This is a genomic window from Leuconostoc citreum, assembly GCF_004354555.1.
GTDB classification, from domain to species: domain Bacteria; phylum Bacillota; class Bacilli; order Lactobacillales; family Lactobacillaceae; genus Leuconostoc; species Leuconostoc citreum.
This window is the reverse complement of the sequence record NZ_PUFH01000005.1, coordinates 317,576-331,700: the sequence shown is the minus strand read 5'-3', so window position 1 is coordinate 331,700 and position 14,125 is coordinate 317,576. Positions and strand designations below refer to the sequence as shown.

General features: G+C 39.4%; 10 protein-coding genes. All 10 read left to right on the top strand.

Features of this window, described 5'->3' with window-relative positions:
- Position 1: 1 nt before the first annotated feature.
- Positions 2 to 1,273: an acyl-CoA thioester hydrolase/BAAT C-terminal domain-containing protein gene (locus C5L21_RS06000; RefSeq protein WP_133286160.1), complete on the top strand. Its 1,272-nt coding sequence runs from the start codon at positions 2 to 4 to the stop codon at positions 1,271 to 1,273.
- A 410-nt stretch (positions 1,274 to 1,683) separates the two neighbouring features.
- Complete coding sequence (locus C5L21_RS05995) at positions 1,684 to 2,070, top strand: hypothetical protein (protein ID WP_133286159.1); 387 nt, start codon at positions 1,684 to 1,686, stop codon at positions 2,068 to 2,070.
- Between the two features lie 23 nt (positions 2,071 to 2,093).
- Positions 2,094 to 4,241: a hypothetical protein gene (locus C5L21_RS05990; protein WP_133286158.1), complete on the top strand. Its 2,148-nt coding sequence runs from the start codon at positions 2,094 to 2,096 to the stop codon at positions 4,239 to 4,241.
- Positions 4,242 to 4,253: 12 nt separating this feature from the next.
- Positions 4,254 to 5,135, top strand: coding sequence for a class A sortase (locus C5L21_RS05985; RefSeq protein WP_133286157.1), 882 nt, complete (start codon positions 4,254 to 4,256; stop codon positions 5,133 to 5,135).
- A 17-nt stretch (positions 5,136 to 5,152) separates the two neighbouring features.
- Positions 5,153 to 7,339 carry an LPXTG cell wall anchor domain-containing protein gene (locus C5L21_RS05980; protein WP_133286156.1) on the top strand — a complete coding sequence of 729 codons (2,187 nt, stop codon included), beginning with the start codon at positions 5,153 to 5,155 and terminating at the stop codon, positions 7,337 to 7,339.
- Between the two features lie 88 nt (positions 7,340 to 7,427).
- Entirely contained in the window at positions 7,428 to 8,489 is a 1,062-nt protein-coding gene (locus C5L21_RS05975; RefSeq protein WP_133286155.1) for a GW dipeptide domain-containing protein, read from the top strand.
- A 346-nt stretch (positions 8,490 to 8,835) separates the two neighbouring features.
- Complete coding sequence (locus C5L21_RS05970) at positions 8,836 to 9,816, top strand: IS30 family transposase (protein WP_133286154.1); 981 nt, start codon at positions 8,836 to 8,838, stop codon at positions 9,814 to 9,816.
- A 440-nt stretch (positions 9,817 to 10,256) separates the two neighbouring features.
- Positions 10,257 to 12,119, top strand: coding sequence for a DNA primase (gene dnaG, locus C5L21_RS05965; RefSeq protein WP_085698996.1), 1,863 nt, complete (start codon positions 10,257 to 10,259; stop codon positions 12,117 to 12,119).
- Positions 12,120 to 12,158: 39 nt separating this feature from the next.
- A complete protein-coding gene (rpoD, locus tag C5L21_RS05960; RefSeq protein WP_004905722.1) occupies positions 12,159 to 13,457 on the top strand; it encodes an RNA polymerase sigma factor RpoD in 1,299 nt (432 codons plus the stop codon).
- 108 nt (positions 13,458 to 13,565) lie between these two features.
- Positions 13,566 to 14,123, top strand: coding sequence for a QueT transporter family protein (locus tag C5L21_RS05955; protein ID WP_004906961.1), 558 nt, complete (start codon positions 13,566 to 13,568; stop codon positions 14,121 to 14,123).
- Positions 14,124 to 14,125 lie beyond the last annotated feature (2 nt).

Below are 14,125 nucleotides of genomic sequence, written 5' to 3'. Positions count from 1 at the left end.
TATGAAACATTTTAAAATTCAAAAAAATTCTTCAGCGGTTGATGAGATCATTAAGATGCAACTTGAAAAATTGCCTCCTCTAACTAAAGTTGAAATAGTAGTACGTACAGTAACACCATACTATTGTATTAATGCACCTAAAAAAATAAGCAAGAACTGTAAATGGGAATCTAAAAATACGTTTCGAAGTAATAGCGATGGCTTGATTGATTTGAATACTTTTCCTAGTTTAGCTGGTACTTATAGTGGAGTCTATCCTATGGGGTGTTTAACTTTTTTAATCCCTTCCAAAAAGAATCTTCTTAATAAGGAACAAAAAAGTAATAAAACATCTTTCAATGAGTTTTGTGTTTTTGAAATTACTGCGTTACTTGATGGAGAAATTCTAGATCAATGCCGGATTAAGCGATTCTTCGTAAATAAAAATATTAAACATAAACTAGTAGAGAGTAATACCTTTCAAGGAAGATTTTTTTACCCAGAAAATGAAACCAATCTACCTGCAATTTTAATACTAAGCGGTAGTGAAGGAGGAATCGAAAAAGCGCAAGCAATAGCACAATTGATAGCTAACCACGGATTTGCAACACTAGCAATCGGCTATTTTGGAATAGGAAATTTAACAAAAGATTTAAGTCGGATTCCATTAGAAATAATTGAAGATTCCATATCGTTTTTTAAATCTCAAAAAATGATTGATAGTAAGCATATTGGTATTTACGGCCGATCAAAAGGAGCAGAATTCGCTCTACTTGCAGCAAGCTATTTCAGTGAAATTAATTGTGTTGTAGTTAACTCACCATCAAATGTTGTTTACGAAGGAATTAGCAATAAAGGATTTCCAACAAGGACTTCATCGTGGTCTTATAGAGGTAAAAATATCAACTATTTTCCTTTTTCATTTAAAACCTTCTTTCTTTCCAAAATCACTCATAAAGACTTTCCACTAATTAATGAAAATAGCTCTTGTGAGATTCCTGTTGAAAAAATTAATGGTAATATTCTATGCATTGCATCATCCAAAGATGAAATTTGGAACGCATTAGAGGCAAGCAAACGAATTCAAAAAAGATTAGCTAAATATAATTTTCAACATCAATTTAATTCAAATTATGTTGAAAATGCTGGGCACATGCTGACTATTCCGTGTCAACCTAATAGCCGATACAAAAATATAGATAAAAAACTACTTATGAATGATACTTATGAAACATGGAATAATACTGTTTCACATTTTAAAGATAACCTTAAACAAAACTCATACCAGTTGTAGTTAATATAATACAGGCTAGCAAAATTAGTGCTTCATCACTATTTTCAAGCACAAAAATTCATTCATGAATATAATTATCAATTCAAAATAGGAAGTCAAATTAAACAACACTAATCCAATCATCTGAATACTTTGTCATTTTTCAGAAAATTGGAGTTCCTTCTAATTATTGAAATAGAAGTAATCACACAAAATAAAACTTATTTTTAACTTGATTTGTTCCAGCTGGCCAAAACAGGAACGACACATCGTTTTTTATTTTAATTAATTTTTATCAGAGAATACTGAGAGTATCTAGCAAAGCTATATTCTATCAGTATTTTTTTCGGTTCACTTTTTGTTAAATTCAGCTCCCTTGTTATAGTATGCGTGTGTTTCGGACACAAACTATAAAAAAGGGGGCTTTTCTTATGCAAAAGTCAAAATATTCTTTCTCCAGATGGGGTGGTGTTTTAAAATCAAAAACACAATCCTTGTCTGTCGCATTCGGGACATCATTATCCATGCTGATGCCCATTGTTGCATCTGCCGACGTTGGCGATGCTGCTAAATCAACTGGTACGGATGTAGCCAAATTCCTGTTTATTGGTCTAATTATTGTTGGTGGAATCAGTTTGTTAGTCGCCGGCATCATGATGTCCAGTGGTAGTCAACGCTTGCATGAAAAAGGCCAAAGCCGACTGCTCAAAACCTTAATTGGTATTGTTGTTGGTTGCTTAACAGGTATGATTATCACTTGGATTTACGGGGTAATTACTTCTGCTGGTGGTGGTAACTTCATCACTTGGCCATTCTAAAACAATAGGGAAGAGGAGCGCACATGTTTGGATTTAGAAAAAAGGAAACTGTCATTGAGACAAACTATTATGCCCGCATTGATGAAAATACACTAGATTTTAATGAAGACTTGGTGCAAAGCTTGGCAGAGAAATCTGGTGATTTGGTGTCAACTTGGCCAAACGCTAATTTAGCTGACTTACAACAATTCTTGTTTTTGCTAACTAACGATATTGTACGAGCGAGCAACCGTAATTTCAAAATCGGTAACATTACTTATTTTGAAAAAGACCACAAAGGTCGTAGCGAGCCAACTGGTTTGAGTTGGGATAATGCTGAAATTACACCAGCCTTTGAAAACATTGCTGTGGCGACTGCTGAACACATTTTCAATGCAGCGTCAGTGAGACAAGACGAAGAGACTGACTATGACACAATTATTGATGCCTTGACACCTTTTCTTGAGGCTGTGCTTGAAAATACCAAATTGGCAGTTAACGATATGCCTGTCCTACCTGATGCACAACAGTATCGTCAAGCTCAGGAAGACGGAGAAATCATTACCGTTGAAGCCAAAAAATTTGTGATCCAACGGACTGAAACAAGACAACCATCTGACAACGGTAAGTTAGTAGATCATGTGGAAGTTAAAGAACAGGCTAATGGGCCTGTCACACCTAGTGTACCTGTAAAGCCGAAAGCACCTGCGCCACAATCTACTGTGGTCCCCGTAATCGGACATAGCAAAGAGGCGAACGTCAAAACACCACCTACTTTGGTGAAAGGTCTCTCTGAAGCTCAGAAACTCATTGATCAGGTTAAATTACAACCAAAGGGGTTTGATGTTTCGAAAGACTTACAAGAGGTAGCACCTGTTAATGAGCAATACGTGCAATCGCAACTTAATCAGGAACGTCGCAAGGCCAATACATTCTTGGACGAGACGAGCACCATGTACACCAAAAAAGTTCGTAAAACCTTAGCTGACTTGTTACATCGCTTAAATGAGAACAAGAAAGAACGCTTGCAAGCCTTGCAACAAACTGATGTTCTCAGCGCAATTAATGACACGTTAGCAACTGAACGACCAGTAGTCTACGAGGAACGTTTTAATCGAGCACAGGCCGCTCGAAGAGCTGGTTTTGATTCTGAAATAAGTGATGAAAATGCCCGCCATGAGCAAACACTCGTTTCTTTGAAAGGGTCTTATGTTCGTGACATTGAATCATTGAAAGTCTCAGTAAATCAAGAAATTGATGACTGGTATACTGAACGTTCAAAAGAACTCGCAAACAGTCTTCAAGCTTCTTTGTCAGAAGATATGGCCAAGTTAGCTCAGCAAGCTGAAGAAGATGCCATGACGCAATTAACAGCCTTGCGCGATGATTTATTGACTAAGAATATGCAGTCGCTTATGGATATGAAAGCTAATTTGGCTAACGGCCTTGAAAAACAAGCAACTCTTTATCAGAAGCAGCATGACGAGGCTGTCTTAAATGCGACAAAGTTAGCGGCAGCGCGTGTCCAAGAAGGCAGCTTGAGTGAACTAGAAAAGCAAATTCAAGTCTTAAAAACAGCAAATAATGAGTTGGAGAGTCAGTTAAAAGCAAAAGATGCGACTAGTAATCAAGCATTGACAGAATTACAAGCAAAGCTTACTCAGGCACTAGCAGAAAAAAATCATTCAAGTACAGATGAAAAGACTAATGATCGGCTATTAGATATTTTGTCTCATCAAATGCAAACGCCACCAGTGACAGAAGTTAAAAAGTTGCCAGTTTGGAAACCAATATTAATTGGCTTGTTATCAGCAGCAGCGATAACAACAGCTGGTATTGGTGGTTATGTCATGGCACAACATCAAAACGTGCCAACACGTAGTGCACAAAACGCAACAGTTCCTTCTGAGGCAACCATTGCTCAGACTTCATCCAAACTTGAAGCATCCAGTAACACCAATAGTAAAATAAAAACACAATCTGCCAGTTCTAATTCTTCAGGTGTAAGTTCATCTGTTTCAAAGAACGACAACCAAGCGGCAAATAATCCACTTTTAACTCGCTTTCATATTGGTCAAGATGTACCTGTGACCATCAACGGGGCGGCGGTGACGGCTAAAATTGTGTCAATTCAAGACAAAGCCATCACAGTCTTCCATGACGGTTATAACTATAACGTGCCAATGGATTAAGTAGGTGGTCTTGTGGGATTAAATCAACAACAATTGCAGCAACACACAACACATCGTGTCAAAGCTAAAAAGTTACCAACAAAATTGCTCAAAATAGCTGTTTTGCTAGTCCCTGCACTGACTTTCATTGCTATCTGTGCGATTTATGGTAATCACTCACAGTGGCAGACTGCGGCTCAGTTGAGTAAAACGATTAAAAAGCATCCAGGTAAATCTCAGGCATCTCATAGTGGCTCAATTACAAAAGCGGTGCCAGCCGTGGATGTTGCCAAAGTGAGCCAGCAGGAAAGGGTTACCCCTGATTACTCTGGGCAAGGTGGTTTGATATCCAAAGAACATATGCTGAAGTTGGCCGCAAGTAAACAACCAGAAATATTACGTGGACATGTCGCCATGCCGAGCTATCAGATTAGCGAGCCCGTGTATGAAGGGACGAGTAATCATGTACTGGCTATTGGTGTTGGGATTAACGCACCACATCAAGTTTTTGGGCAAGCCAATATATCAATCTACGGTCATAATATGGGTGACTATAATGCTTTATGGCCATACAAACCAACAAAATTCAGTGCATTGCAAAATATGTCTGAAAAAAAAGTGATGAATCAATCGATATATTTATCTGATGGTCGTTCTGTTTACGAGTACCATGTGATCAAGTTAAATTACGGTATTTCTGTTACTAATTACGAAGCTAGTTTAACCCAATCAAGCACGTCCAAATCAACAATCAATTTGGTCGCTTGTCTTGAAGATGATGCCTTCTGGGCACAGGTTAAGCGCAGCGGCTATACCAACTTTAAAGCTGATAAGCGCATCGTGCTGACTGGCCAACTCGTAAATCAAAAACCACTCAATGAAATAGATACTAAAATCAAACAACAATTACAGTGAAAGTGAAGGAAAATAGCATGACAAACAAAACAGTAGTGAAGACAAAATTACAAAAGAACTGGCGTACTGCCGTGATGCTAGCGGGGGTTTCGCTGCCAATGATTACAGGTGTGGCGTCTATTAGCGCCGATGACAACACATCTCAAGGTGCATCAACAGCCGACAAAAATAAAGGCATTGATGTCGCCGTTGATCACAGTAAACTTGACGATGCGGTCAAGCAGGCGCAGGCCGCGGGCGTTAAGGTCACCACTAAAGACCCTAAAGTGATCACTTCAAAGTCTACTGACTTGGAAAGGAATCAAAAAGCAATCGCAGAAGATTACGACTCGCAAATCAAGGCTATCACAGCAGCTGTGGAAAAACAGAAAAAAGCTGATGCGGACTACAATGACAAGAAAGCGAAAGCTGACCAGGTCAAGGCAGCTAATCAGGCCGCTGATGACAAGTATCAAAAAGACACAGAGCAGTACAAAGTAGACGAAGCGCAGCATCAAAAGGACATGACAAAATATGATGATGACCTCAAGAAGTACGAAGCTGATACGATAACTCACGAAAATGAAGATGGCAAAACGCAATCTAACACTTCTGACACTGATCAAGCCATGAAAATGGATAAAACCAGACCAGTTGATAATTCTGACGTTGAAGGGGACATTAAGCCCAAGCAAACCTTCCAAGATAAGCCCAATTTCAGTAAAACAGCTTATGATGGTGGCAAAATCATGTCCTTTGATGGCCAAGATTATTGGGGGCTAGGTGAGTCCACTGGTGTTGCGGTCTTTTCCGGTCATGATATTATTGGCAAAACACTGACGAAGACCTATAAAAATTCTGTCACGGTTGGTGGTCGAAAAGCCAATGTCACCATTGCCTTAACGCCAACTAAGTTCACTGGTACAAGTGATCAAAAGCCATCCGTAGCGATCTCAAACAACCTGATTGATAATTTCAATATTGCTCACGCATCCTACAAATTCCAACTGCGCTTCAATTGGAGTGATGACGGCAAAGAACTATCACTTGATGAGTTGAATGGCGCGAATAAGGACAGTAAGTTGTTCTTCTTGGGTGGTTCGTTGACCCCACATCGTTCAGGAAAAGCTAATGAATATATTCAAACTAATGATGCCAAAAATGCCTATATTGGCAATAAGTCATTTGTCAGCAATATCAAAGGCGCCCCTCAAGATGGGATTACTTCCTATTATGCGGTAGCAGCTGATAAAACAGCAGAAGCCACAAAGGCACAAGATGAGCAATCCAAAAAGAGTGGTAAGGGCGCTGATGAGGACCCCGAAAACTTTGCTCAAATGGTTGGTGTCACGTTTGGTGAATTCACGACGACGCAACCCACTTTTTACGGGGGTGGTGTGAACACAACAAATGGTGAGGCAGCCGACATTGATAACAATCACTTTATGAACTTTGATGATGTGGCTTTTAACCCAAGACCAGTGAAACCAACACCACCAACAAAGCCAGTTAAGCCAACACCTGAGAATGTTGTTGAGCCTGAAAAGCCTCAGTCCGAAACCGCAACGCAACAACTCACAACATTACTTGATCTACCAACGCCAACAAAAGACGTTAAAGCAGATGAGACGAATGATGCCAACGCAAAATCAATTGATAAGCAGGAAGTTAAAGTTGGGGATAAATTGACTTATGCTTTGCGTGCAGACGCTTTGCCAAAGGACAGAACCACTGATGTCACCTCACTGACATATTCAGATAAATTACCAGTTGAAGTGGATTACGAATCAGCGACAGTCACCACTAAAGATGGAAAAACTGATCTGAGCAAATTTGTGACCTTTGATTTCAACAAAGAAACGCATGAATTCACAGCAAAAGTTAGCGAGGACTACCTGAAGCAAATTAACCAAGCTAAGAACGTCGTGCAAGAACTACCAATTATCATGGTTCATGTGAAAGCCAATAAGGCTAACGCAACAATTAAAAACCAATATAACCTCTTGTTAAACGATGGATCGTATCAAAGTAATGAAGTGGCAAACAAGACTGGTGATCAACCAAAAGCGCCAGAAAAACCATCAACACCAGAAACACCTAAGACACCAAATACAAGTTATGGTGAAAAGCCAAAGGGTCTGCTGTATGCTTCATTGGCAGCTGTCAGTCTTGTTGTTGGCTTATTAATTTTCTGGAAGCCAATTAAGAAATGGTTTAATAAATAATTTAAACCATCAGTTGGACGTTACCCAGGCTCAGCCGTAACCGAATGGGGTGGGAAGCCCAAAAATAAAAGATTACTAGGAGAGTAACATGACGATTAAAACATTATTACTAAGCGCAGCGGTACTAGCAACAGTAGGTTTAGGTGGCGCAATTGGGGCGCAATCAGTTGCCGCAGATAATAACCAAGGGCAAACTTATGTTAAAAATATTGATGTGCAAATACCTACTAAGGGTAAAGACGGTGGCGTTTGGACACGTCCTTATGGTCAAAATGGTGCCAGTTATTTAGGTAATGTTCGCGATATTGCAGGACAAAAAGTCGCTGGGTACAGTGCATATAAAGATACGGATAGTGGTGTCCTTTGGGTTGAAATCAATTTTCATGGCCAACGTGGTTTCGTTGACTCAAACACATTAACCCAATCAAATGATGTTGGAAGTGTTGAATATTATACTAACGACCAAGCCTTTATTACTAAGCAAAGCCAGTCAGCAATCGTTCATTCAACCAATTCATGGGATAACCGCTTTAGCAATGACTGGGGACGCGATAAAGATGTCACTTTTGGTGGTTATTCAGGTATCGTGGGTAGTTTAAACCCTTATAATGGCAAGGCAGTTAAAGTGTCTGGTTCGTTCGTCGATAAGAATGGCATTACTTGGTCGCGTATCAGTCCTTTGGATAACGTCAATGAATTTTCATGGGTTGATGCAAGATGTTTGGAGATGAAAAATACAAAAGCCATAGAGTTAGCAAATACGACTAATCATACTTACAAAGTACAAATCAAAAGTAATGTGGGTGATGTTTGGACGCGCCCTTATGGCTTAGATAACAGCCAGTACATGCGTAGCGTGTCTAGTTTAGGGAATAAATTATACGACGTCGACAAGGTTGTTTCCGTTGGCGAACGTGGCAAAGACACCATTCAAGAGTGGGTCCACTTAACCAATGTGGGTTGGGTGCACCGCAATACGGTCAAATTCATCAACTTCCACCAAGGCGGACATTATGTGACTGATCCTAAGTGGCACACAACGTCTTATGTCGAAGACCAGTATGACCCATTTATGTTTGGTGGTATTTCAGGTTCAACGCTGTCACGAGGTTATGACGGCTTGCCAGGCTTTGATAATTGGTACTATTAATCAACTGAGCATTCAATTTTTAGCAAAAAACCATATCTTTTCAGGTATGGTTTTTTTTGGCTATTTTTAATTATTGTCTTGTGTAATATAAATAGAAATTGTAGACTGGAATGAACATGCAGAATTGAATGATGCATCATATATACGTACATCTATCAATACATCATCTTATACTCATAACATACTTATGTCCGTATATATCATTACATCATCTTATACCCATAACATACGGATATACGTCTATATGACAAGGTCATAACCTATTTTTAAAGTAGTTGGTTTGAGTTACTCTACAAGGAGTCTTGTGTTTCAAACCAAGATTTTCTGATTGAAATGGAGCATCATAATGGGGAGAAAATATTTACAACTGAGTTATCGTGAGCGACAAAAGATCGAGACACTCAGAGAAGAGGGATATACATACGCAGCTATTGCAGAAAGGTTAAATCGCTCCATATCAACAATTCATAACGAAATTAAAAGAAATACCATGCGCCCTGATGTCACCAATAATACCAAAATATTTCCATACAACGCAGATTGGGCAGAAGTGCATTCAAGGCGTAGACGTTCATCCGCTTCAAGAAGAAAAGTCAGGCTGACTCGTCATTGGCAAAAGGTCATTAATGGCTATCTAGAGAAAAATTGGTCATTAGAACAAGTTGCCCTGGGAACAAGGGTGCCATACACCACAAATACACTCTATAATTATGCGAAAGATGGTTATTTACGGTATAAGCCAAAAAAGTATCGCTTAAAGAAAAAGAAATATCATGGTGTAAAAACTGAGCGTGAGGTTTTTAGCTTGCATCACATTTCATCGCGTCCCCAAAAAATTGAGAATAGAACAGAATTTGGGCATTGGGAAATAGATGGCGTTGAAGGTCCGAGAGGAAGTGATTCGTTATTGTTGACATTTTTAGAGCGAAAAACACGTTATTTGGTTGCAGTGAAATCGAGAAGTAAAACAAACAAATCCATAAACGCAGCCATGAACTATTTTTTCAGCTTATATGGAAATTATGTTAAAAGTTGTACATTTGACCGCGGTAATGAGTTTACAAATATCGGAAACGTGATGAATATTACACATGCGCACGGGAAACAAATATACTTTACTGATGCGTTTGCACCATGGCAACGCGGTTCAAATGAAGAACGCAATAGCCGAATTAGAGAATACTACCCGAAGGGGACATCGTTTTCTAGTAAACTACAAATGAGCATTGACGCTGTTATGAAAGAAATCAACAGCAAACCAATGAAAGTTTTGGACTGGCATTCACCGCAGTTTAAATTTGATATGGCTACTCGAAAAAAGAAATAGTGGAAGCAAGCATGTGGTCTTTTGGGATTAATCTACAATTAGGGACTTAACATGTATCAAAAACAGTTTAGAATTGAAATCAAAAAACGTGACCATGTTTTCTAATTAGTTACGAAATGCACAGAATGGTACCAAAACCGGTGATTCTGTAATCTTATTGTAATAATGCGTCTTGTTGCTGATTTAATAGGCTTTTCGCTCTAATTTTTATGATTAGAACGATGGATTTTATGTAATTATTTCTAATTGGGGTTGACATGTGCCTGTTGAGTACAGGTTGACATAATCTGGCAAGCCTAAAACGAAAATGTTGATGTGTCAAGGTTTATCGGGCAATTCAACCTCTTGACAAATTGTTATTTCTTAACGTATAATGTAATACAGTTCGATTGTAGTGTCGCAAATTGCTATTTGCGACTTTTGTTGTTGAAAGGTGATTTATGGCGAATCGTATTCCAGAATCATTCATTGCAGAAGTGCGTCAGAAAGTCAACATTGTTGATGTCATCGGTCAATACACACAGTTAGTAAAGCGTGGCCGACAGTGGACTGGTTCCTGTCCATTCCATGATGACCGTCATCCTTCATTATTCGTGGAAGAAAATAAGCAAGTTTTTAATTGCTTCTCTTGTGGACGATCAGGCTCGGTTTTTTCATTTGTGATGGAAAAAGAGGGTATGAGCTACCCTGAAGCAATCATATCATTGGCTGAGTCAGTTGATATGCAAGTTGACAGTCAATTTGTGGCGGATGCCACACCAAGAATTGACCCAAAAACACAAGCTATCTTTGACTTGCAGGCCGCAGCACAGCGATTGTATCAACATATTTTACAGCATACAACGTCAGGCGAAACGGCGCTACATTATTTACACGATAAGCGACAATTGACTGATGAAACAATTAAACAATTTGGCATTGGTTTTGTACCTGATGATAATGTGTTGTTGCAATATGCTGAGACCCAAAATATTTCACGTGAAATTATGCTAGCGTCTGACTTGTTTTTGAGCAATGATGAGGGCCGCTTGCGAGATCGTTTTGCCGGACGTGTTGTTTGGCCCATACGATCTACGAATGGTCAAGTTGTCGGCTTTTCCGGTAGGACACTGGATTCAAAAAATAGTATTAAATATATGAATAGTCCTGAAAGCCCTTTTTTCAATAAAGGTCAAATACTTTATAACTTTGATTTGGCTAAAGGTGACATTCGTAAAACTGGTACAGCAATGATTTTCGAAGGGTTTATGGATGTCATATCTTCGGAAATAGCTGGTAGACCGGCAGCAGTTGCAACGATGGGCACAGCATTGACCCAAGACCATGTGAGACAACTGACGCGATTAGCAAAACGTATTTTGTTAGTATATGATGGTGATGAAGCAGGTCAAAATGCCGCCAAACGGTCAATTCATCTCATACAGGCGCAAAAACAAGACGTTGATATTGGCATTGTGCATTTGCCAGATGACCTTGATCCTGATGAAGTACGTGTGCAAAAGGGCAAAGAGGTTTTAAAGCAAGCTTTAGACCAAAACATTCAGACGCCGATTGCTTTCTTGATTCAAGCAGCTAGATACAATAAGAATCTGAGTAATCAAACGCAATATTTGGCTTTCTTAGGTGAAGCGATGACAATTCTTCAGCAGGCGACGCCTGTTGAGCAAGATATGCAGCTAACCCGCATTGCTAATGAATTTGGTACATCCAAACAAGCACTGATTGAACAGTTAAAACAAACGCCAAAGCGGCAGTCAAAAGAAACTGTCAATAGGACATCACAACATTTTCATCAGCAGTCGCCACAAATAACGGATATGGAAGAGCCACCATTGACTGGGGATGATGCGGCCTTTAGCAGTAATCAGCAAAGTACTAACCAAATTGAACAAGCTGAAAGAGCATTAATTATGGCGATGATCAAGTCACCGCAAGTATTAGAACAGGTCAGCGACACCACTGGCTTTGCATTTGTTCATCCAGAGTATCAATTATTAATGATGTTAATTGCCATCTATCAAAAGCAACAGGCTCATTTCGATTTGGCACAGTTTATGGATTTTATTCAGAAGCCTGAGTTGAATCAGCGTATTTTGGCAATTGATCGTACTTTTGGCGATTTGGCAGTAGAGCCTGGGGCTATATCCGATTATTTACGCATTATTATGCACGACGCACCAGTTGAAGCACAAATTAAAACACTACAACAAGCCATTGAGGTTGCCAAACAGCAACATGATGATAATAAATTATTACAGTTAACCACTGAATTAATTAACATAAAAAAACAGCGAAACAAGTAGTCGTATTTGAGAAACGACTTTTATTGAGGAGAGATATTAATGGCAACAATTTTAGCTTCAAGCAAGATTTCAGATATCAAAGCATATTTGGATTCACAGAACATCTCATATAACAGCCGTGCTAAAAAAGCTGAATTGCTTGCGCTTGCGCAAGGGAAAACACCGGAAGAAGCAGCCGCCGCCGGTAAAGCTTCCAAGCCCAAGGCAGCTAAAAAGTCTGGTATTATCAAAAATCCTGAGTACGATAAAGCTGTTAAAGCTTTGATTACAGAATATAAGCCAGCTAAGGAAGTGACTTATGCGATTCTTTCAAAGCGTTTGGCAGAACCATTTAATCTTGATGGTGAAAATATTGAACGTTTGATGGAAAAAGTTGAAGACGCCGGTGTTGCTATTGTTGATGAAAAAGGTGAACCAGCGCCGGAAGTTCTTCAGGCTAAGCAAAATAAGCCTTCTAAAGAAGAGTTAGCGCAAGCTGAAGAAACACCAGCAGGCATTAAAATTAACGACCCAGTTCGCATGTATTTGAAAGAAATTGGGCGCGTTAATCTACTAAAAGGTGACGAAGAAATAAATATTGCTAAGCGTATCGAAGATGGGGATGTTGAAGCTAAACAAGAATTGGCTGAGGCTAATTTGCGTTTGGTTGTGTCTATCGCTAAACGTTACGTGGGCCGAGGCATGCAGTTCCTCGATTTGATTCAAGAAGGTAATATGGGCTTGATGAAAGCCGTGGATAAATTTGATTATACCAAAGGATTCAAATTCTCAACTTATGCAACTTGGTGGATTCGTCAGGCGATTACACGCGCAATCGCTGACCAAGCTCGAACAATTCGTATCCCTGTTCATATGGTCGAGACAATCAATAAGTTAATCCGTATCCAACGTCAACTCTTACAAGACTTAGGCCGTGAACCTTTGCCTGAAGAAATAGGGGCGGAAATGGATTTGACACCAGATAAGGTGCGTGAAATCTTGAAAATTGCGCAAGAACCAGTATCCCTAGAGACACCAATTGGGGAAGAAGATGATTCGCATTTGGGTGACTTTATTGAAGATAACGAAGCTATTTCACCTGCTGATTCTGCAGCGTACGAAATGTTACGAGATCAACTTGAGTCTGTACTTGAAACATTGACTGATCGAGAAGAAAATGTTTTGCGCTTACGTTTTGGTTTAGAAGATGGTAGAACACGTACCTTAGAAGAAGTTGGTCGCGTCTTTGGTGTGACACGTGAACGCATTCGCCAAATTGAAGCAAAAGCGTTGCGTAAGTTGCGCCATCCTAGCCGTTCAAAGCAACTTAAAGATTTTATGGATGATGGTAACAACTAATAATAGTGCAAGAAGTCACGTATAACGTGGCTTTTTTTATTGTGCTGTGCTATGCTAATAAATAGCGGTTCATCAACCATCCCGCTTATCAAAACTAGGAGATTTTTTATGGAGAATAATAATTTACCGACATCACCAAACAAGGCTAGAAACATCACGTTAGTTGCGATTGTCGCTGCCATATATGCGGCAATCACTTTTGTGATTCAACCCATAGCTTTCGGACCAGTACAATTACGTGTTTCGGAGGGGCTAAATCATTTAGCTGCTTGGAATAAAAGATATATTATCTCATTGGGTATTGGTGTTTTGATTGCTAACCTGGTATCACCGCTAGGCTGGATTGATTGGATCTTCGGTACTTTAGGCACAGTAATTATGACTGGTGTCACTTACTTGTTGACACGCCGTGTGACGCAACCAATCATTAAGATATTGATTAGTACATTTGTGGTGGCAACACTTGGGATGGCGATACTTGCAGCAGAATTTACCTTTGCATTTAATATTGGTGCACATGGTGCCTCACCATCAGGTGCTAAGGGTGGGTTGTTGGCACAATGGGGAGCTTATTACGTTAGTTTAGTACCGGGCGAAGTTGTGTCATTAATTATTGGTGGTATTGTGGTTTATGCACTGAGCAAAATTATTAATTTGGAAAGATAACG

Excerpts from the sequence above, each read along its gene's own strand:
- C5L21_RS05995 (WP_133286159.1), top strand. The coding sequence starts at position 1,684 with ATGCAAAAGTCAAAATATTCTTTCTCCAGATGGGGTGGTGTTTTAAAA.
- C5L21_RS05975 (WP_133286155.1), top strand. The coding sequence starts at position 7,428 with ATGACGATTAAAACATTATTACTAAGCGCAGCGGTACTAGCAACAGTA.
- C5L21_RS05990 (WP_133286158.1), top strand. The coding sequence starts at position 2,094 with ATGTTTGGATTTAGAAAAAAGGAAACTGTCATTGAGACAAACTATTAT.
- C5L21_RS05980 (WP_133286156.1), top strand. The coding sequence starts at position 5,153 with ATGACAAACAAAACAGTAGTGAAGACAAAATTACAAAAGAACTGGCGT.
- C5L21_RS05970 (WP_133286154.1), top strand. The coding sequence starts at position 8,836 with ATGGGGAGAAAATATTTACAACTGAGTTATCGTGAGCGACAAAAGATC.
- C5L21_RS05955 (WP_004906961.1), top strand. The coding sequence starts at position 13,566 with ATGGAGAATAATAATTTACCGACATCACCAAACAAGGCTAGAAACATC.
- rpoD (WP_004905722.1), top strand. The coding sequence starts at position 12,159 with ATGGCAACAATTTTAGCTTCAAGCAAGATTTCAGATATCAAAGCATAT.
- dnaG (WP_085698996.1), top strand. The coding sequence starts at position 10,257 with ATGGCGAATCGTATTCCAGAATCATTCATTGCAGAAGTGCGTCAGAAA.
- C5L21_RS06000 (WP_133286160.1), top strand. The coding sequence starts at position 2 with ATGAAACATTTTAAAATTCAAAAAAATTCTTCAGCGGTTGATGAGATC.